Annotated in this window: 18 protein-coding genes; 12 read left to right on the top strand and 6 right to left on the bottom strand. The window is 68.4% G+C overall.

The features are described from left to right. Positions 1-83 precede the first annotated feature (83 nt). From A5702_RS13265 to A5702_RS13250, 4 genes are read left to right on the top strand one after another with little or no spacing between them, the layout of a single operon-like run. Complete coding sequence (locus A5702_RS13265; protein WP_055403357.1) at positions 84-1,616, top strand: ATP-dependent DNA ligase; 1,533 nt, start codon at positions 84-86, stop codon at positions 1,614-1,616. A 42-nt stretch (positions 1,617-1,658) separates the two neighbouring features. Next, positions 1,659-3,923 carry a carbon starvation CstA family protein gene (locus A5702_RS13260; protein WP_068221276.1) on the top strand — a complete coding sequence of 755 codons (2,265 nt, stop codon included), beginning with the start codon at positions 1,659-1,661 and terminating at the stop codon, positions 3,921-3,923. 9 nt (positions 3,924-3,932) lie between these two features. Further along, positions 3,933-5,456, top strand: coding sequence for an Hsp70 family protein (locus A5702_RS13255; RefSeq protein WP_068221275.1), 1,524 nt, complete (start codon positions 3,933-3,935; stop codon positions 5,454-5,456). Positions 5,457-5,462: 6 nt separating this feature from the next. Continuing rightward, the gene (locus A5702_RS13250; RefSeq protein ID WP_369817902.1) at positions 5,463-6,128 is read left to right on the top strand and encodes a nitroreductase family protein; all 666 of its coding nucleotides are present in this window, start codon (positions 5,463-5,465) and stop codon (positions 6,126-6,128) included. 15 nt (positions 6,129-6,143) lie between these two features. Here the strand turns inward: A5702_RS13250 and A5702_RS13245 are convergent, their stop codons facing one another. After that, positions 6,144-6,608, bottom strand: a complete 465-nt coding sequence (locus A5702_RS13245) for a cyclic nucleotide-binding domain-containing protein (protein WP_055403337.1) — start codon at positions 6,606-6,608, stop codon at positions 6,144-6,146. A gap of 189 nt (positions 6,609-6,797) precedes the next feature. Here A5702_RS13245 and A5702_RS13240 point away from each other — a divergent pair, with 189 nt between their 5' ends. Both A5702_RS13240 and adhE read left to right on the top strand, forming a co-directional pair. Further along, the gene (locus A5702_RS13240; RefSeq protein ID WP_068221273.1) at positions 6,798-7,628 is read left to right on the top strand and encodes an oxidoreductase; all 831 of its coding nucleotides are present in this window, start codon (positions 6,798-6,800) and stop codon (positions 7,626-7,628) included. A gap of 116 nt (positions 7,629-7,744) precedes the next feature. Beyond that, on the top strand, positions 7,745-10,360 hold the full coding sequence (adhE, locus tag A5702_RS13235; RefSeq protein WP_068221271.1) for a bifunctional acetaldehyde-CoA/alcohol dehydrogenase: 2,616 nt from the start codon (positions 7,745-7,747) through the stop codon (positions 10,358-10,360). Between the two features lie 3 nt (positions 10,361-10,363). On the opposite strand, the gene A5702_RS13230 is transcribed toward adhE, so the two are convergent. After that, positions 10,364-11,320, bottom strand: a complete 957-nt coding sequence (locus A5702_RS13230) for an LLM class F420-dependent oxidoreductase (RefSeq protein ID WP_068221269.1) — start codon at positions 11,318-11,320, stop codon at positions 10,364-10,366. A gap of 200 nt (positions 11,321-11,520) precedes the next feature. Here A5702_RS13230 and A5702_RS25710 point away from each other — a divergent pair, with 200 nt between their 5' ends. Genes A5702_RS25710 through A5702_RS13215 form a run of 4 tightly spaced genes read left to right on the top strand, consistent with a single transcriptional unit; the run spans position 11,521 to position 14,932 of the window. Further along, entirely contained in the window at positions 11,521-11,703 is a 183-nt protein-coding gene (locus A5702_RS25710) for a hypothetical protein (protein ID WP_156669610.1), read from the top strand. After that, a complete protein-coding gene (locus A5702_RS13225) occupies positions 11,700-12,482 on the top strand; it encodes an enoyl-CoA hydratase/isomerase family protein (RefSeq protein ID WP_055404803.1) in 783 nt (260 codons plus the stop codon). Before A5702_RS25710 ends, A5702_RS13225 begins: the two co-directional genes overlap by 4 nt. Then, positions 12,479-13,627 (top strand): CaiB/BaiF CoA-transferase family protein, encoded by a 1,149-nt coding sequence (locus A5702_RS13220; RefSeq protein WP_068221284.1) that lies wholly within the window; start codon positions 12,479-12,481, stop codon positions 13,625-13,627. Before A5702_RS13225 ends, A5702_RS13220 begins: the two co-directional genes overlap by 4 nt. Further along, positions 13,628-14,932: an acyl-CoA dehydrogenase family protein gene (locus A5702_RS13215; protein ID WP_068221266.1), complete on the top strand. Its 1,305-nt coding sequence runs from the start codon at positions 13,628-13,630 to the stop codon at positions 14,930-14,932. Positions 14,933-15,079: 147 nt separating this feature from the next. Here the strand turns inward: A5702_RS13215 and A5702_RS13210 are convergent, their stop codons facing one another. Beyond that, positions 15,080-15,736 (bottom strand): MspA family porin, encoded by a 657-nt coding sequence (locus A5702_RS13210; RefSeq protein WP_055404816.1) that lies wholly within the window; start codon positions 15,734-15,736, stop codon positions 15,080-15,082. A 201-nt stretch (positions 15,737-15,937) separates the two neighbouring features. On the opposite strand from A5702_RS13210, the gene A5702_RS13205 reads away from it, so the two are divergent. After that, a complete protein-coding gene (locus A5702_RS13205) occupies positions 15,938-16,186 on the top strand; it encodes a hypothetical protein (protein WP_055404805.1) in 249 nt (82 codons plus the stop codon). An 11-nt stretch (positions 16,187-16,197) separates the two neighbouring features. On the opposite strand, the gene A5702_RS13200 is transcribed toward A5702_RS13205, so the two are convergent. Genes A5702_RS13200 through A5702_RS13190 form a run of 3 tightly spaced genes read right to left on the bottom strand, consistent with a single transcriptional unit; the run spans position 16,198 to position 18,438 of the window. Then, the gene (locus tag A5702_RS13200; protein ID WP_068221262.1) at positions 16,198-17,157 is read right to left on the bottom strand and encodes a phosphotransferase family protein; all 960 of its coding nucleotides are present in this window, start codon (positions 17,155-17,157) and stop codon (positions 16,198-16,200) included. After that, the gene (locus A5702_RS13195; protein WP_068221260.1) at positions 17,158-17,958 is read right to left on the bottom strand and encodes an SDR family NAD(P)-dependent oxidoreductase; all 801 of its coding nucleotides are present in this window, start codon (positions 17,956-17,958) and stop codon (positions 17,158-17,160) included. A 45-nt stretch (positions 17,959-18,003) separates the two neighbouring features. Then, positions 18,004-18,438 (bottom strand): DoxX family protein, encoded by a 435-nt coding sequence (locus tag A5702_RS13190; protein ID WP_068221258.1) that lies wholly within the window; start codon positions 18,436-18,438, stop codon positions 18,004-18,006. A gap of 188 nt (positions 18,439-18,626) precedes the next feature. Here A5702_RS13190 and A5702_RS13185 point away from each other — a divergent pair, with 188 nt between their 5' ends. Further along, positions 18,627-18,950, top strand: coding sequence for a multidrug efflux SMR transporter (locus tag A5702_RS13185; protein ID WP_068221256.1), 324 nt, complete (start codon positions 18,627-18,629; stop codon positions 18,948-18,950). Positions 18,951-19,223 lie beyond the last annotated feature (273 nt).

Genomic DNA, 19,223 nt, shown 5'->3' with positions numbered 1-19,223 from the left:
TCTGTAACGTTAGGTAGCACGCTAGCGTGTCCGCCCCCGAGGGTTGACCCCGCCTTGTCGGTGAGCCGTGACAAGCTGATTTGGTGCTCCTTGTCGACGTGGCGACGACGTCGCTTGACGTGGGCGGAACGTCGTCGCGGCTGAGCAAGGTCGCCCACATCGCCGACCTGTTGCGCCGCGCCGCCGACGACCCCGACGGCGGCGTCGCGATCGTGGTCTCCTGGCTCTCCGGTGAGCTGCGGCAGCGCCAGATCGGGGTCGGCTGGGCGTCGTTGCGGTCCCGCCCGGCACCGGCGCCGCATCCGACGTTGACCGTCACCGGGGTGGACGCCCGCTTCTTCCAGATCGGGGCGGTGTCGGGCAAAGGGTCGCAGGCCCGGCGCGCCGAGCTGATCGCCGACCTGTTCGCCGCCGCAACCGAAGCCGAGCAGGCGTTTCTGCTGCGGCTGCTCGGCGGGGAGCTGCGCCAGGGGGCGCTGGCCGGGATCATGGCCGACGCGGTGGCCAAGGCCGCCGGCATCCCGGTCGCGTCGGTGCAACGGGCCGCGATGCTGGGCGGGGACCTGCCCGCCGTCGCGGCGGCGGCCTTGGGTACCGGGGCGCCGGGCCTGGAGGCGTTCACCCTGCGGGTCGGCCGGCCGGTCGGGCCGATGCTGGCGCAGACCGCCACCGGGGTGGCCGACGCGCTCGAGAGGCACGGCGGGACAACGATTTTCGAGGCGAAGCTGGACGGCGCCCGGGTGCAGATCCACCGGTCCGGCGACGAGGTCACCGTCTACACGCGCAGCCTCGACGACGTCACCGCCCGCCTGCCCGAGGTGGTAGAGGCGACGCTGGCGCTGCCGGTGCGCGACCTCATCGCCGACGGCGAGGCGATCGCGCTGCGGCCCGACAACTCACCACACCGCTTCCAGGTCACCGCGTCGCGGTTCGGCCGATCGGTCGATGTGGCCAAAGCCCGTGCGGCGCAGCCGCTCTCGGTGTTCTTCTTCGACATCCTGCATCGCGACGGCGTCGACCTGCTCGACGCGCCGACCACCGAGCGGCTGGCGGACCTGGACGCGCTGGTGCCGGCCGCGCAGCGGGTGGATCGGCTGCTCACCGCGGACCCGGAGACGGCGGCCGGATTCCTGGACGCGACGCTGGCCGCCGGCCACGAGGGCGTCCTGGCCAAGGCGCCGGACGCGCCGTACCAGGCGGGCCGCCGCGGCGCGGGCTGGCTGAAGGTCAAGCCCGTGCACACCCTGGACCTGGTGGTGCTCGCCGTCGAGTGGGGATCGGGGCGCCGAAGCGGCAAGCTGTCCAACATCCACCTCGGGGCGCGCGACCCGGCCACCGGTGAATTCGTCATGGTGGGAAAGACTTTCAAGGGCATGACCGACGCCATGCTGGACTGGCAGACCGCGCGGTTCAGCGAACTCGCCGTCGACGGGACGGACTCCTACGTCGTGCGGCTGCGGCCCGAGCAGGTGGTCGAGATCGCGCTGGACGGGGTCCAGAAATCCTCGCGCTATCCCGGCGGTGTCGCGCTGCGGTTCGCCCGGGTGGTGCGCTACCGCGACGACAAAAGCCCGGCCGAGGCCGACACCATCGATGCCGTGCGCGCGCTGTATTGACAAAGCACGCGCAATTCGTTTCCCGGGCGTAGGGTTTCGGCCGTGGCAGTCAAGGAGCAGGACAAAGACGTCAGCTACATCCACACCGACAACGACCTGCCGCCCGTCGCGATCGTCGACCGCTCCCCCATCACCGCCCGGCACAAGATCGCGTTCGGGGTCATCGCCGTGCTCGGCGCCGTCGCGTGGGCCAGCATCGCGTTCGCCCGCGGCGAGACGGTGAACGCGGTCTGGTTCGTGGTCGCGGCGATCTGCACCTACATCATCGGCTACCGGTTCTACGCCCGGCTGATCGAAATGAAGATCGTTCGCCCGCGCGACGACCACGCCACCCCGGCCGAGGTGCTCGACGACGGCACCGACTACGTGCCCACCGACCGGCGCGTGCTGTTCGGGCATCATTTCGCCGCCATCGCCGGGGCCGGGCCGCTGGTGGGCCCGGTGCTGGCCACCCAGATGGGTTACCTGCCGGGCAGCATCTGGATCATCCTCGGCGCGGTGTTCGGCGGCTGCGTGCAGGACTACCTGGTGCTGTGGATCTCCACCCGCCGCCGGGGCCGTTCCCTGGGCCAGATGGCCCGCGACGAGCTGGGCGCGGTGGGCGGGGCGGCCGCCCTGCTCGGGGTCCTGGTGATCATGGTGATCCTGATCGCGGTGCTGGCCCTGATCGTGGTCAAGGCGTTGGCCGAAAGCCCCTGGGGCGTGTTCTCCATCGCCATGACCATTCCCATCGCCCTGTTCATGGGGATCTACCTGCGGTTCCTGCGCCCCGGGCGGGTGTCGGAGGTCTCGGTGATCGGGTTCGCGCTGCTGCTGGCCGCGGTGGCGTCCGGCAACTGGGTCGCCGAAACACCTTGGGGCGCATCCTGGTTCACGCTGTCCCCGGTGACGTTGTGCTGGTGCCTGATCGTCTACGGTTTCGCCGCATCGGTGTTGCCGGTGTGGTTGCTGCTGGCGCCGCGCGACTACCTGTCCACGTTCATGAAAGTCGGCGCCATCGCGCTGCTCGCGGTCGGCATCTGCATCGCGCGGCCGGTCATGCAGGCGCCCGCGATCTCGCAGTTCGCCACCAAGGGCAACGGTCCGGTGTTCGCCGGCTCGCTGTTCCCGTTCCTGTTCATCACCATCGCGTGCGGCGCCCTGTCGGGATTCCACTCGCTGATCTCGTCCGGGACGACGCCCAAGCTGCTGGAGAAGGAAGGCCAGATGCGGCTGATCGGCTACGGCGGCATGATCACCGAGTCGTTCGTCGCCGTCATGGCGCTGATCACCGCATCGATCATCAACCAGCATCTCTACTTCACGATCAACGCGCCGGCCGCGCAGACCGGCGCCACCGCGGCCCGCGCCGCGGACTACGTCAACTCACTCGGACTGCACGGCCCCCCGGCCACCGCCGACCAGATCGGTCAGGCCGCCGCCAGCGTCGGCGAAAAGTCGATCGTGTCGCGCACCGGCGGGGCGCCGACACTCGCCTGGGGAATGTCCGAGGTGCTGCAGCGGGTGTTCGGCGGCGCCGGGCTGAAGTCCTTCTGGTATCACTTCGCGATCATGTTCGAGGCGCTGTTCATCCTGACCACCCTCGACGCGGGCACCCGGGTCAACCGCTTCATGCTGTCCGACACGCTGGGCAACCTGGGCGGCCCGCTGACCAAGCTGCGCAACCCGAGTTGGCGGCCCGGCGTGTGGATCTGCAGCCTGGCGGTGGTCGCCGCCTGGGGCAGCACCCTGCTGATGGGCGTGACCGATCCGCTGGGCGGCATCAACACGCTGTTCCCGCTGTTCGGTATCGCCAACCAGCTCCTGGCCGGCATCGCGCTGACCGTCATCACCGTGGTGGTGATCAAGAAGGGCCTGCTAAGATGGGCATGGATTCCGGGGGTTCCGCTGCTGTGGGACCTGGCGGTCACGTTGACCGCGTCCTGGCAGAAGATCTTCTCCGGGGATCCCGCGGTCGGCTACTGGACTCAACACGCCCAGTACTCGGCGGCGCAGCGGGCCGGCAAGACCGCGTTCGGCGCGGCCAAGAATCCCCATCAGCTGGACGAGGTCATCAGGAACACCTTCATCCAGGGCACCCTGTCCATCGTCTTTGCGCTGGTGGTTCTCATCGTCTTCGTCGCGGGAGTTGTGGTCGCGGCCAGGGCAATTCGTGGCGGCGGGCGGCCGCTGACCGAGGAGGACCCGGTGCCGTCGAAGCGGTTCGCGCCCTCGGGCCTGGTCCCCACGGCCGCCGAACGCGCGTTGCAGAGACGATGGGACGCGCCGGGCGAAAAGGTCGTGTCGAACTCCCCGGCACGGTCCTAAACTTGCGCGATGAGAGTCGGCATCGACTTTGGCACCACACACACCGTCGTTGCGGCCGTCGACCGAGGCAACTATCCCGTCATCTCGTTTGACGGCGTCGACGCGTGGCCGTCGATCGTCGCGGCCAACGCGGCCGGGGAGTTGCGGTTCGGCGCGCAGGCCGCCGCCGTCCGCCACGACCCGGCGTGGTCGGTGTTGCGCTCGTTCAAACGTCTGCTCAACGACGCCGGGCCGCAGACCGAGGTGGCCCTCGCCGGCCGCCGCCATCGGCTGGCCGACCTGCTCGCCGGTTTTCTGGCCCAGCTGAAAAGCGACCTGCTGCGCCGCTCCAACGCCAGCCTCACCGCCACCGAATCGATCGAGGCCGCCATCAGCGTGCCGGCCAACGCCTCGAGCGCCCAACGCCTGCTGACGCTGGACGCCTTCGTCGCGGCGGGATTCGACGTCGTGGCCCTGCTCAACGAGCCGTCGGCGGCGAGCCTGGAGTACGCGCATCGGTACCGCTCCACCATCACCGCCAAACGGGAGTACGTCCTCATCTACGACCTGGGCGGGGGCACCTTCGACGCCTCGCTGCTCAAGATGACCGGGCACGCGAACGAGGTCGTCATCAGCGAGGGCATTCAGCGCCTCGGCGGCGACGACTTCGACGAAGCGATCGCGGACCTGGTCCTGGCGCGCTCGCAGCTGACCGGGGTCGGCGCCGCGGGCCGCGAGTTGCTGCGGGAGGAGTGTGCCGCCCGCAAGGAGGCCGTCGGGCCGCAGACCCGCCGCTTCCTGGTGGACCTCACCGGGGTCGACGGCACCGACCGACCCCCGTTTTCCTGCCCGGTCGACGACGTCTATGCGGTGTGCGCGCCGCTCGTCGACAAGACCATGGAGCTGCTCGGGCGCGTGCTGCACACCCCGGGCGGGGGCGACGTGACGTGGTCGGAGGTCGCCGGCATCTACGTCGTCGGCGGAGCCGGCAGCTTCCCGCTGGTATCGCGGATGCTGCGCACCGCCTTCGGCGACAAGCGGGTGAAACGCTCGCCGCATCCGTTCGCGGCCACCGCGATCGGCCTGGCGGTGTTCCTCGACAAGGAGTCCGATTTCGCACTGTCCGAACGCTTCTCGCGCAACTTCGGGGTCTTCCGCGAGGCCGAGGCCGGCGCCGGCGTCGTTTTCGACCCGATCGTCTGCAAGGACGTGTCCCTACCGTCCGACGGGCGCACCCCACTGGTGGTGAAGCGCAGCTACCGCGCGGCGCACAACATCGGCCACTTCCGGTTCGTGGAATGCAGCCGCCTGGTCAACGGCCGGCCGGACGGCGACGTGACGCCCTACGATCCGGTCCTCTTCCCCTTCGATCCGGCGCTGCGCGATCGCGACGACCTCGGGCGCCAGCCGGTCGGCCGCTGGCGGGACGGGCCCGACGTGGAGGAGCGTTACGTCATCACCCCCAGCGGCGCGGTGGAGGTCACCCTGACGACGCAGCCGGCCGGTTTCGAGCGCACCTTCCGCCTTCAGCGGCGCGCGTCCGCGAGCGCGTGACGCGCCGTGGAGCTGTACGACGTCATGCGAACGACTTTCGCGGCGCGCGAATTCACCGACGACCCGGTGCCCGACGAGGTCCTGGGCCGCATCTTCGACAACGCGCGCTTCGCCCCCAGCGGCGGTAACCGGCAGGGCGCCCACGTCACCGTGGTGCGCGACGCGGACGCCCGTCGCCGGCTCGCCGAGCTGGGAAAGGCCGCTGCCCGCCGCTACTTCGCGCAGCTGCAGGCGGGCGAAAACCCCTGGAACTCAGTGCATCCCAGCGAGGTGCCGCAGCAGGCCATCGACCAGACGGACATTCCGGACACGTTCGTCGCGCCGATCGCCAATGCGCCCGTCGTCCTTGTGGTTTCGGTCGACCTGGCCGTCGTCGCCGCCATCGATCAGGATCTGGATCGGGTCGGCCTGGCCGGCGGCGCATCGGTATACCCGCTCATCTGGAACATCCTGCTGGCCGCCCGCAACGAGGGGTACGGCGGCACCATCACGACGATGGCCATCGCGGCCGAGGAGCGAGTCCGTGAATTGCTGGGCATCCCGGATCAGCACGCGGTCGTCGCGGTCGTGCCGCTCGGCAAACCCGTGCAGCAGCTTAGGAAGCTGCGCCGCCGCCCGGTCGCGGAGTTCGTCACCCGCGACCGCTTCGACGGTCCGGCATTCGAGGGCTAACGGGCCGGTCGGTCCCTATGCGATGACATCGGCATAGATGTCCAGGAGCCGGAACCTTGCCGCGTCGAGATACTCTCCCAGAATCGCGATCACCCGCTTCTGCAGCTCGTATCCCAGTTCGTGGTCCTCTTCGCACTTGCCGCGCAGGCAGTTGCCGTCGAAACCGATGGCGCGCGTCGCTACGACGGCGCGGGCGTCGAACCGCGAGTTGTACGGCGGCACCAACCACGACCAGCCGAGGATGTCTCCGGCTTCGAGTGTCTGAACCGTCAAGCCGCCACGTCCCGGGACCGGGGTTTCGAGCGCGATCCTGCCGGCGCGGATGAGGTAGAAGTGATCAGCGGGATAGCCCTCGCGGAAGATCAACTCGCCCGCGGCGAAGCGCAGGTTTGCCGCACAGCCAACCGCCCACTGCAAATAGCGCGGGTCCATCCCGCCGAAGAACGGGTGTCTGGACAGAACGCCTTCTAGCGTCCTCACTGCCTGTTTCCTTTACCGGAGCCAATCAACTGCTTGAGAAGGACGATAGTTGCCTGCCGGGCGCCTGACCACCCCCGTACGATGTTTCGTGATCCCCGCGATTTCCCGACGAGGGATGTAGTCGACGCGCCATAGTCTGACAACACATTTCACGGTGCTGGTGCCGTCTCGGCGAGAGGAACTACGCCCATGGCCACGTGGCTCATCACCGGCTGCTCGACCGGACTCGGTCGCGCGCTGGCCCAAGCGGTCATCGGCTCCGGGCACAACGCGGTGGTCACCGCCCGCGACGCCGCGAAGGTCGCCGATCTCGTGGACGCGGCCCCGGACCGGGCGCTGGCCGTCACCCTTGACGTCACCGACCCGGCGCACGTCGCCTCGGCCGTGCGGCAAGCCGACGACCGGTTCGGCGGCGTCGACGTGCTCGTCAACAACGCGGGCTACGGCTACCGCGCCGCGATCGAGGAAGGTGACGACGCCGAGGTGCGCACCCTGTTCGACACGCACTTCTTCGGTTCCGTCGCGATGATCAAGGCCGTCCTGCCCGGCATGCGGGCGCGCCGCAGCGGCGCGATCGTCAACATCTCCTCGATCGGCGCAACGGTGACCCCGGTGGGGTCCGGCTACTACGCGGCGGCCAAGGCCGCGATCGAGGGCATGAGCGGCGCCCTGCGCGGTGAGCTTGCGCCACTGGGCATTTCGGTGACCGTCGTCGAGCCCGGTGCGTTCCGCACCGATTTCGCCGGCCGATCGCTCATCCAGTCGGCCACCGTCATCGACGACTACGCCGACACCGCCGGAAAGCGCCGCAAGGAAAACGACACGATGCACGGCAACCAGGCCGGCGACCCCGCCAGGGCCGCCGCCGCGATCATCGCGGCCGTCGAATCCGCCGAGCCCCCCGGCTTTTTGCTGCTCGGCCCCGACGCGCTGGCCCTCTATCGCCACGTCGCGGAAGCGCGGGCGACCGAGATCGCGAACTGGGAAGAGCTGACCAGCGGCACCAACTTCGGGCCGTAACGGGCCGGCAGTCAACCCGTTGAGGGCCTTTCAGCCCTACTTGGCCTCGAGGCGGCCGGCTTAGCATCGGCTCATTCTGCAGGCCCTTATTGTCCCTAACCAGCCGGAACGCCATCATGACCACTACGCAAACCCCGCCCGCCCCCGCCCTCGAAACACCCGCGCTTGCCGACGAGCGCAGGCAGGAAGTCGACGCGATCGTCGACGCGGCGGCGCAGGCGGCCCGAGAATTCCGCAAGCTCGACCAGCAGCAGGTCGACGCCATCGTCGAGGCAATGGTGCGCGCCGGGGTGCGTGCCGCCGGGGAACTGGCGAGTGTCGCGATCGAAGAGACGGGTTTCGGCGTCTTCGAGGACAAGGTCGTCAAGAACTACGTGGCCACCGAGTTCCTGCACGACTACCTGCGCGGCAAGAAATCGGTGGGAGTCATCGACGAGGACGTCGAAAACAACATCACCCATGTGGCCGAGCCGATCGGCGTCGTACTGGGCATCACCCCGGTCACCAACCCGACGTCGACAGTGCTGTTCAAGGCCATCGTGGCCGCCAAGACCCGCAACGCGATTCTGTTTCGGCCGTCACCGTACGCGGTCCGGTGCTGCGAACGCAGCCTCGAAATCCTCCGCACGGCGGCCGACGCGGCCGGGATGCCCCCCGGGGCGCTGCAGGTCATTCCCGACGCCGCGCACGAGGTGACGCACTACCTGTTCAAGCATCCGAAGATCGATTTCATCTGGGTGACGGGCGGGCCGAAGATCGTCGCGCTGGCGAATTCGGCCGGAAAGCCCGGCCTGTCGGTGGGTCCGGGCAACGCGCCGATCTACGTTCACAAGACGGCGGACCTGAAGGGCGCGGTCGTCGACATCTTGATTTCGAAAACCTTTGACTCATCGGTCATTTGCCCCGCAGAGCAAACTTGCATCATCGACGATGAGGTATACGACGAAGCGATGGCCGAGTTCGAGCGGATGGGCGCCCGCGTGCTCACCGCCGCCGAGGCCACCGCGGTGGCGCAGTTCGCGTTTGGCTGCGGCGACAAGATCTCGCATGAGGCGGTCGGGCAGAAGGCGTCGGAGCTGGCCGCCCGAGCCGGTTTCAGCGTGTCGCCGGCGGTGAAGGTGCTGCTGGCCCAGCTCCCCGGCGACCTCGATGAGCTCGCGTCGCATCCCCTGTTGCAGGAGAAGCTGATGCCGGTGCTGGGGGTGGTGCGCGCGAGCAGTGTCCAGCACGCCATCGACGTGGCCGTTCTGGTCACCGAGCACGGGGGCCTGGGTCACACGTCGGCGGTGTACGCCAACGATGACGATGTCATCGAGGCATACGGTCTGGCGGTCCGCACGGGGCGCATTCTGGTCAACGCGCCCACCGCGGTCGGAGCCCTCGGCGGCGTCTACAACAACCTGACACCCACGTTCTCCTTGGGTTGCGGCACGTGGGGCGGGTCGAGCACGACGGAAAACGTCAACTATCGCCAACTGCTGAACATCAAGACGGTCTCGCGGCGCCGCACCCCGCCCCAATGGTTCCGGGTGCCGTCCAATACCTACTTCAACGAAGGCGCGCTGGACAATTTGCGCGAACTCGACTGTGACACCGTCGTGGTGGTCACCGACGCAGTGACCGAAGAGCGCGGCGTGATCGACCAGTTACGCGGCAAGTTGCGCGCCCAACACGTGCAGGTGTTCAGCGAGGTGACACCTGAGCCCGACGAGGCGACCATCCGGCGCGGTGTCGCGTTGCTGCAACGCGTCCAACCCGATCTGCTGCTCGCCGTCGGCGGCGGCTCGGTTCTGGACGCCGGCAAGGCGATCCGGTTGTTCTACGAACACCCGGAGAAAAGCGTCGACGAGTTGACGATGCCGTTCCTCGACCCGCGCAAGCGCGTGGCCGACTATCCGGTCGACCGGCACGGTGTCCAATTGGTCGCGGTCCCAACGACATCCGGCACCGGGTCGGAAGTCTCGCCGGCGGCGGTGCTGACGGTGCGCGGCAAGAAGGAGACGCTGGTCGACTACAGCCTGGTGCCTGACCTCGCGATCGTCGACCCGATTCTCACCTCGTCCATGCCACAGACACTGACCGCCGACACCGGCATCGACGCGCTGACACACGCCCTGGAGGCTGCCGTCTCGATCTTCGCGTCGCCATATACGGACGCGTTGTGCGCGCAGGCGGCACGACTGATCTTCGACGCGTTGCCCGGGGCGTACGATGACCCCGACGACCTGTCCGCGCGAACCGACATGTCCAACGCGGCAACCCTTGCCGGGCTTGCCTTCTCGAACGCATTCGTCGGGACGAATCATGCGCTCGCCCACGCCGTCGGCGCGAGGTTTCAGATCTCGCATGGCAGGGCCAACGGTGTCTTCCTGCCGCACGTGCTGCGCTACAACGCCAGTCTGCCAAGCAAGTTCATGCCCGCGCCGGGTTATTCCGCCTACGTGGCGCCGGACAAATACGCGCAGCTCGGTCAGCTGATCTTCGGCGGTCATGAGCCCGCCGAGTGCCGCGATCGATTGCTTCAGGGAGTCGACGATCTGCTGAGCCGGCTGAACATGCCGCGCTCGCTGCGCGAGTGCGGCGTCGAGGAGGAACAATTCCTGACGGCGCTGCCCGCGCTGGCGATGACGGCGTTCGAGGACCTCAGTAACCGCACAAACCCGCGGATGCCCCTGGTCAGCGAGATCACCGCGTTGCTTCGGGCCGGTTTCTACGGCGACGCCGAAGCATGAGCGTCAGCCGCGCAGCTGCGGCAGCACATCGCGCTCGTACGCCGCGAAGAAGCCGTCCGTGTCCGGACCGATCTGCTGCACGTACACCTCGTCGATGCCGGCGTCGATGTATTCGCGCACCTTCGCGGCATGCGTGTCGGGGTCGGGTCCGCAGGTGACCGCTTCGGCGACCTGGTCGGGCGTCACGAGCGACATCAACGCGGCGAAATCCTTGGGCCGCGGCAGGGTCTGCGCGGACTGCCCGGGCAGGGCGTCGTTGCCCCACAACCGATGCGCCACCTCGAGGGCCTTGTCCGCGTCCTGATCCCAACTGACCTTGGTGCCGGCCTGCACGGGTTTGTCGCCGCCGCCGGACTCCCTGAAGGTCTTGACGAGGTCGGCTTCGGGCGTCACCAGGACGAAGCCGTCGCCGATGCGCCCGGCCAGCTCGGCGCCCTGCGGTCCGAAGCCGGACACGTAGATGGGGACCGGCTGCTCGGGCCGCGTGTAGATGCGGGCCTCCTGCACCTCGTAATGCTTGCCGTGGTGGCTCACCTCGCCGCCGCGGTGCAGCAGGCGGATGACGTCGACCGCCTCCTCCAACATCTCCTGACGCACGCCCACCGACGGCCATGCATCGCCGAGGATGTGCTCGTTCAGCGCCTCACCGCTGCCCACCCCGAGCACGAAGCGGCCGTCCAGTTGCACGGCCGCGGTGGCGGAGGCCTGGGCGACGATCGCCGGATGGGTCCGGATGGTCGGGCAGGTCACGGCGGTGCTGACGGGCAAGGACGTCACCTCCGACAGGGCGCCGATCACGCCCCACACGAACGGGCTCTGGCCCTGCTCGTCGTTCCAGGGGTGAAAGTGGTCGGAGATCCAGAGCCCGTCGAAACCCGCCGCCTCCGCACGCCTGGCCTGGTCGATGAGTTCCTTCGGGCCGTACTGCTCGCAGGACAGAAAGTATCCGATCTTGGTCATCGCGAAGGGTTACCCGCTGCGCGCGCCGTTATGCGCCGCCTTGCGCTGCGGCGCCAGGCGGGTTGCGGGCCAACGTTTTTCCGGTTCAGCCGCGACCGGAGCCGCACCGGCGCCGGCCCCACCGGAGAATAGCTTCAGCCAATTTGGAGAAGGTTGTTCTCCGCAGCCGAGAGACGCATTACGATACGGTGACCTGTGAGTTGCGAAGAAGATGGGAGTCCGTCATCGACGCGTGGATTCTCGACGCGGTGCGCGCGCCGCGCGGCCGAGGCCGCCCGGACGGCGGCCTGCACGCCGTGCACCCGCAGGCGTTGTTCGCCCGGTGCCTCACCATGTGCACCGGCGGCGGGATGGGCACGGCGACCATCATCGAGCGGGTGTGACCGTGCCGAGCACGCTGGAGCTGCAACGGCCGTGCGACGGGGTGGCCGTGTTGCGCCTGAACCGGCCGAAGCAACTCAACGCCATCAACGAGACGCTGCAAGCCGAATTGGGCCACGCCCTGGCCGATTTGGCCGCCGACCGCTCCGTGCGCGCGGTCGTGCTGACCGGCGCCGGGCGTGGTTTCTGCGCGGGGATCGACGTCCGCGACTTCGGCCCCTCCATGCTGGAGGCCACCGCGCCCGCGCTGGACCGGATGCGGTTCCAGGAGCGGATGGCCGCCCTGGCGGAAGCCGTTCGTGCGCTGCCGCAGCCGGTCATCGCCGCGGTCAACGGGCCCTGCGTCGGGGCGGGCCTCGCGCTGTGCCTGGCGGCCGACATCCGAATCTGTTCGGAGGCAGCGTCTTTCGGTAACGCCGCCATTCTGCTGGGCCTCTCCGGCGCCGAGATGGGCATGAGCTACCACCTGCCGCGCATCGTCGGCACCAGCGTGGCCGCCGACTGGATGCTGACCGGCCGCACCGTGTCGGCCGGCGAAGCCGACCGGCGTGGCCTGGTCAGCGAGGTGGTCGAACCGGATCGGTTGGCGGACCGGGCGGTCGAGCTGGCGGCGCTGATCGCGAGCCATTCCCCGCTGGGTGCACAACTGACCAAGCGCGCCCTGCAGGTCAACACCGACGCCGCCAGCCTGTCGGCGGCCCTGGAGCTGGAGAACCGCAACCAGGTGATCACGCACGCCACCGACGAGGCGGCCGAGCGCCGCAAGAAGTGGTCGTCGTGACCGGGCCGCTGCGCGGCGTGCGGATCGTCATGATGGGCGGCCTGGGTCCCGCCCCGTTCTGCGGAATGTTGTTGGGCGACTTGGGCGCCGACGTCGTCCGCATCGACGGTCTGCCGGGTGTGGACGGTCCGTTGCCCATCGATTACACGGTGCGGCGAAGCCAGCGGTCGCTCGCCGTCGACGTCAAGGATGCGCGGGGCAGGGAAATCGTTCATCGCCTGGTCGCCGACGCGGACGCCTTCGTCGACGTCTACCGGCCCGGGGTGGCCGAACGCCTCGGCATCGGCCCGGACGAGCTGTGTGAGCGCAATCCTCGCCTGGTGTATGCCCGCATGACCGGCTACGGGCAGGACGGGCCGCTGGCCGGCCACGCCGGTCACGACATCAACTACATCGCCCTGGCCGGTGCCCTGCACGGCATCGGCACCGCCGAATCCCCGGTGCCCCCACTGAATCTGGTTGGCGACTACGGCGGCGGCGGAATGCTGTTGGCCGTCGGCCTGCTCAGCGCCATCCTCGAGGCCCGCGAGTCCGGCACCGGCCAGGTGCTCGACGTCGCCATGATCGACGGTGTCGCCACGCTGTTGGCGCCGTATTTCGGGATGGTGCCCGCCGGCACCTGGCGCGACCGGCGCCACGCCAATCTGCTCGACGGCGCCGCCCACTTCTACGGCGTGTACGCCACGGCCGACGGTGGCCACTTCGCCGTCGGCGCGATGGAACCCAAGTTCTACGCGGAGCTGTGCGATCGGCTTGGCGTCGACGTGCCCCACGACGACGACGCGCCCGCGGCGTGGGCCGCGCACCGCGCCACACTGGCCGCCCGGTTCGCCGAGAAGCCTAGCCGGGAGTGGGAGCGGCTCCTCGACGCCCCGGGATGCTGTGCGACGCCAGTCCTTTCGCTATCCGAGGCGCCGCGGCATCCGCATCTCGCCGCGCGCAAGACGTTCATCGAGGTCGACGGCATCACCCAACCCGCGCCGGCGCCGCGGTTCTCCCGGACCCGGCCGCAGACCCCCACTTCGCCGTCGCTTCCCGGTGATCACACCGCCGCGCTGCTGCGCGAACTGGGGATGGACCCCCCGAAGATCACCGCGCTCGTCGAAGCGGGCGTCGTGGCCCAGAGCAACCGAGAGGGACGCTAGATGTCGTGGGACTTCTCCACCGACCCCGAGTGGGCGCAGCAACTGAAATGGGTCGAGGACTTCGTGCGCGAAGAGTGCGAGCCGATCGACTTGGTCGTCAAGGAGTCTCACGACCTCAATGATCCGGTGCGCCAGGCGTTGATCCCGCCGCTACAGGAGATCGTCAAGGAGCGGGGCCTGTGGGCCACCCACCTCGGGCCGCATCTGGGCGGCCCCGGCTACGGTCAGGTCAAACTTGCTCTGCTCAATGAGATCCTGGGCCGCTCGGAGTGCGCTCCGATCGTCTTCGGCTCCCAGGCGCCCGACTCCGGCAACAGCGAAATCCTGGCGCACTACGGCACCCCGGAACTCAAAGCCCGTTACCTGGAGCCGCTCCTGGACAACCGCATCGTGTCCTGCTTTTCAATGACCGAGCCGCAGGGCGGCGCCGACCCGAAGGTCTTCCGCACCACCGCGGTGCTCGACGGGAATCATTGGATCATCAACGGGGAGAAGTGGTTCTCGTCGTTCGCCTCGATGGCGTCATTCATCATCGTGATGGCGATGACTGACCCCGACGCGCCGCCCTACCAACGATATTCGATGTTCGTCGTGCCCGGGGACACCCCCGGCATCAACGTGCTGCGCGACGTCGGCCTGGGCTACCAGCCGCTGGGCGGTGGGCGCGAGGGCTACGTCCGGTACGAGAACGTCCGCGTGCCGACCGACCACATGCTTGGCCCGCGGGGTGGGGCGTTCGTCGTGGCGCAGACGCGCTTGGGCGGCGGGCGAATTCACCACGCGATGCGCACGGTCGGCCTGGTCCGCCGAATCTTCGACATGCTCTGCGAGCGGGCCGTGTCCCGGTACACGCAGGGTGAGATGCTGTCCAACAAGCAACTCGTCCAGGAGATGATCGCCGACTCGTGGATGGAGATCGAGGCCTTCCGCCTGCTGACCCTGCAAACCGCTTGGAAGATCGACCAATTCAACGACTATCACGGGGTGCGAGCGGACATCTCGGCGGTGAAGGCGATGATGCAGAAGGTGTTGCACGACGTGTCGTCGCGGGCGCTGCAGCTGCATGGATCGCTGGGCACCACGCACGAGATGCCGTTCGTGCAGTACCTGGTGGAGTCGTTCGTGCTCGGGCTTGCCGACGGCCCGACCGAGGTGCACAAGGTGACCCTGGCCCGTCTGCTGCTCAAAGACCGTGAGCCGGCGCCCGATCTGTTCCCGTCCGAACACTTGCTACGGTTGCGCGCGGCCGCCGAGGCCAAGTTCGCCGACCAGCTGGCCGGCATCCCCCGGCGTGGCGATCGCTAGCGCGGCGGAGCCGGGCGACGCGGGTCGCTACCATTGGCCCGTGGCGATCGCTAGCGCGGCGGAGCCGGGCGACGCGGGTCGCCACCATTGGCCCGTGGCGATCGCTAGCGCGGCGGAGCCGGGCGACGCGGGTCGCCACCATTGGCCTCAGACCGATTTGGTGACGCCGACGTAGGACAGCACCACGTCGGACAGATCGGTCATGCGCGTCAGCACAGCGTAGGAGCGGATGAACGACTGGCCCACACAGCCGTCGATCTTGATGTGGAAGTTGCTGATCATCACCCAGGGATTCGCACCCTTGAAATTCTTCTTGATCACCGGGACCGTGAGGACGAGGCCGGGTTTCATGCCGATGCTCATCACGCCGTTCATCGGAGTCGAAACGAACGGCAGCAGGGGCGGCAATGTTCCGGTGGTGTCGAACGTCGGGCTGACGCCCGGGATGATGCCGGCACCACCTTCCATGATCACGCCGTTGGATGTGCTCATGTCGATCCCGCAGCCGATCTGATAGCCCACCTCCAGGATTCCGTGCGGCTCCTCCGGTCCTTTCAGCGAGCCGACGAAGATGCCACTGGCCATGTATTCGCGCGACGCTATGGAGGTGGTCAGCGGTGCCACCGGCACTTGCATCTCGTCCTTCGCCCCCAGCCCCAGGGTCCAGCCGTCGGGAGTGTTGAGGGTGACGGGGGGGTTCGAGGGCACCGGTCCCCCGGCCGGTGCGGACGCTGCGGCGGCGGGCTCTATCTCGGGACCGTCATCCGGATCGGCGGCCACCGCGGGGGCCGTGACCACCGACATGACGAGGCAAACAGCGACCACCAGCGCGCGACGAACGACCACGGCTACCGGCCTCACGCACGCCAACGTACGCACCGGCCGTTTCGGGTCGCGAAATTTGCTGGACGGCCGATGGAAGTTGTTGTGTGTTTGTGACTCTTATGCGATATAGGGGCGGAGGTAGAATCGTTCGCAGTTCGGGCAGACGACGAAAGGGCCGCGATGATGCTTCGCAGGTGCGCCGGTCTGCTCGTCGCGGGTTCGCTGCTCGTCGCGGGCCTGACGGTTGGCACCGGTACGGCGCTGGCGTCTCCGGACCCGGGCCAGGTGGACGACATCCCCACGATCGACGAATGGCAGATCCAGTACCCCACCACAATGACCAACCCATACGAAGATTCAGTCGGCTCGTCGGGCGACTGGGGTGGCGTCGGAATGTGGTGCCAGAATCTGCACGCCAACTGCAGCTGATCGGGTGCCCGTCAATCCAGTAGTGACCGCGCCTGATCCAGCAACCGCGGCAGCGTTGCCGCCATCGCTTCCAATTCGGCTCGGGGGGAAGCCCGCCGCCGATTGTGCTTGACGATCAGCGCCCACGTCGCCGCCGACTTGAAGCACGCCAGCGCCCTGAACCAAGCCAGGTCGGTGACGTCGAGGCCCAGCTCGTCTCGGTAGATCCCCGCGAGCTCGGCCACGGGCGGCACCGTGGCCGCCGCAACCGCAACGCGTCGGTACGTGGACGGGTCGCAGTTGATCAGGAACCAGCCCGCGTCGATCCGTGGATCACCGATTGACCAGATCTCCCAGTCGATTACCGCGTTGATGCGGGATCCGGCCGCCACCAGGTTGCCCAGCCGGAAATCACCGTGCACGACGCTCGGACGCATCGCCATTGGCGCGCAACCCAATAACTCGTCACGCACCCGCGGCCAATCCGGCACCAAGGCCGCATCGACGGTCTGCAGCGTTTCCGACCATCGCCGGACTTCGCCGGCCGCATCGATCACCGGCTCACCGGTCAGGCCGAGCTCGTTCGGCCGCAGGCTGTGCAGGGCGGCCATCGCCCGGCACGCGTTGCGGTACCGCTCGGCAAGGTCGGGAGCATCCGCACAGTCGTCGAAAAGCGGCTCGGCACAGTCGCCTTCGACGCGCGACATCACGAACAACGGCGGCGTGTGCGGCGGGGCCCCGGGGTCCTCCCACAGCACCTCGGGCACCGGTACCGCGCTGCCGGCAAGGGCTTTCATGATGCTGGCCTGGCGCAGCACGTCGCGGTGTGCGACCGGTTCGACGCCGGGCGGGGCGACCTTGATCACCACCGGGCGGCCGTCGCGGGTGCCCTGGAACGTCAGGCTGGAGGCGCCCCCCGACAGCGGGGCGACACCGGTGACGCCGGCGCCGGCCAGTCGCCGCCGCAGTTCGTCCGGGTCCAGCTCGGCCATTCAGTCGGCGGGCTTGGTCCACCCGACCTCGGCGAGGAAGGGCTGCGTCTGTGCGATGCGACCGGTCAGGGTTTTCGGATCACCGGTACACAACCGGAACGCGGTCTCGGTGATCAGTTCGATGTCCTCGGTGTCGATCTTCGCCAGGTCGAGCAGTCCCGCCCCGGGCGTGGCCACGGGATTGGTGGGGGCGGCGGCGTTGACGGCGATCCCGTCGTCGTACAGCTCGGCCGCAAGGCTTTTCGTCAACCGGTTGAGCGCGGCCTTGACCGTCCCGTAGACGCCGAAGCCCGCGGTGCGGTCGAATTCGGAGAACGGCGGCCCCGCCGGCAGGTCACCGCCCACGGAGGTCAGATTCAGGATCCAGCCCCTGCCGCGCTCGCGCATGGCGGGGATCGCCAGCTGGCTCAGCTGTAGCGGGCCGAGGACATGCATTTCCAGCATCAGCCGGACCCGCCGTTCGGGGAACCCGTCCAGGGGCCGCAGAAAGGTCACCGCGGCGTTGTTGACCAGGATGTCCGGTGCGCCGACGGCGCTGACCACCTCGGCGAAAAGGCGTTCCCGTTCCTCGGATCGGGAGAGGTCGGCCTGCACCGCGACGGCCTTCCCGCCCGCGGCCACGATCTCGTCCCGGGTTTCGCCGAGTGACCCCTGGTACTTGGGGTCGGGGTCCATCGTGCGGGCGGTCAGCGCCACGGTGGCACCGCGCGCGGCGAGCCGCGCGGCGATCGCCTTGCCCAGTCCGCGGCTGCTGCCGGTGACGAGGGCCACCATCCCGTCGCACCGTTGGTCAGCGCTCATCCTCGACCTCCTACGGAAATGGCTTCTCCGTATCAGAGAATGCCATTATCGCGGGTGCAGGGGAAGCGCGGACCGGCGCAACGCATCCAGCGAATAGCTCCCGCCGCCCGCGAAGACCAGCAGGAAGAAGGCGAAGCAGAACAGGATGGCCAGTGCCCCGCCGTTGCCCGCCGGGGGATCGGCCACGGGCCAGAGCGCTTGCGGTTGATGCATCCAGAAGTAGGCCACCGCCATCTGCCCCGACGCCAGGAACGCGGCGGCGCGGGTGAACAGCCCGGCGGCGATGAGCAGGCCCGTGACGATTTCGATCAGCCCGGCGTACCAGCCGGGCCAGGAGCCGAAACCGACATGGACCGGCGATGGGACGGGCCAATCGAACAGGCTCCTCGAGCCGTACGCGGCGAAGAGCAGGCCGTAGACGAACCGGAACGCGCTCAGCACCGCCGGGGTGTGGCGCCCCAGGCGCCGGTCGAAATCCATTGTCACGGTTCTGAGGTTACGGTCCGGTCCCGGCCAGTCGAGCAGCCGGCGCCGGAGGCGACGCCCGCTCCCCGATCACGTCGCCGACGTCGAACCGCGATCGATGCGCGGGAAACATCATGCGGCGCAATCCTTCCACGACACCTGCTGTACACAGATACGTGTACTTCCGTCAGCAAGGAGGCGTCTTGACCTATCTGTTTCTGCTCTGCGCCATCTTTGCGGAGGTGATTGCGACCAGCCTGCTCAAGAGCACGGAAGGCTTCACCCGGCTGTGGCCGACCGTGATATGCCTGACCGGCTATGCCGTCTCCTTCGCGCTTTTGGCGCTGGCGATCGCGCGCGGCATGCAGACAGACGTCGCCTACGCGTTGTGGTCGGCGATCGGCACCGCCCTCATCGTGCTCATCGCCGTGCTGTTTCTCGGCTCTCCGGTGTCGCTCACCAAGGTCGTCGGGGTCGGATTGATCATCGCCGGCGTGGTCACCCTGAACCTGTCCGGCGCGCATTGAGGCTGGGCGCGGGCGGCCACCGGCGGGCGCGTCCCGTCGTGACGGCTAGTCCCAACGCCGCTTCGTCGCCCGCTGGTGAGCTTGCGTTTACTCAACAGCCTTCAACTGCGCGCCTGATGTGCAAACATCGCTGCCAGACTTGCGGTCTCTCACCCGAACAATCGGTGCGGTGCCGCGGCAGCTCCGAGGGAGTAGGACTCACCATGACCGATGTCGAGCAGACCCCCTCCGACGGAATCTCGCCCGGCACCCCCACGCGGGCAGACCTCGTCG

Origin of the sequence: Mycobacterium sp. E3339, from assembly GCF_001666915.1 — a bacterium.
GTDB lineage: Bacteria > Actinomycetota > Actinomycetes > Mycobacteriales > Mycobacteriaceae > Mycobacterium.
This window is presented reverse-complemented; position numbering and strand designations above follow the sequence as displayed.

Bases quoted from the DNA above. Each gene is read 5' to 3' on its own strand.
- A5702_RS13255 (WP_068221275.1), top strand. From the start codon at position 3,933: ATGAGAGTCGGCATCGACTTTGGCACCACACACACCGTCGTTGCGGCC.
- A5702_RS13240 (WP_068221273.1), top strand. From the start codon at position 6,798: ATGGCCACGTGGCTCATCACCGGCTGCTCGACCGGACTCGGTCGCGCG.
- adhE (WP_068221271.1), top strand. From the start codon at position 7,745: ATGACCACTACGCAAACCCCGCCCGCCCCCGCCCTCGAAACACCCGCG.
- A5702_RS13230 (WP_068221269.1), bottom strand. From the start codon at position 11,320: ATGACCAAGATCGGATACTTTCTGTCCTGCGAGCAGTACGGCCCGAAG.
- A5702_RS13215 (WP_068221266.1), top strand. From the start codon at position 13,628: ATGTCGTGGGACTTCTCCACCGACCCCGAGTGGGCGCAGCAACTGAAA.
- A5702_RS13210 (WP_055404816.1), bottom strand. From the start codon at position 15,736: ATGTCGGTGGTCACGGCCCCCGCGGTGGCCGCCGATCCGGATGACGGT.
- A5702_RS13205 (WP_055404805.1), top strand. From the start codon at position 15,938: ATGATGCTTCGCAGGTGCGCCGGTCTGCTCGTCGCGGGTTCGCTGCTC.
- A5702_RS13200 (WP_068221262.1), bottom strand. From the start codon at position 17,157: ATGGCCGAGCTGGACCCGGACGAACTGCGGCGGCGACTGGCCGGCGCC.
- A5702_RS13195 (WP_068221260.1), bottom strand. From the start codon at position 17,958: ATGAGCGCTGACCAACGGTGCGACGGGATGGTGGCCCTCGTCACCGGC.
- A5702_RS13190 (WP_068221258.1), bottom strand. From the start codon at position 18,438: ATGGATTTCGACCGGCGCCTGGGGCGCCACACCCCGGCGGTGCTGAGC.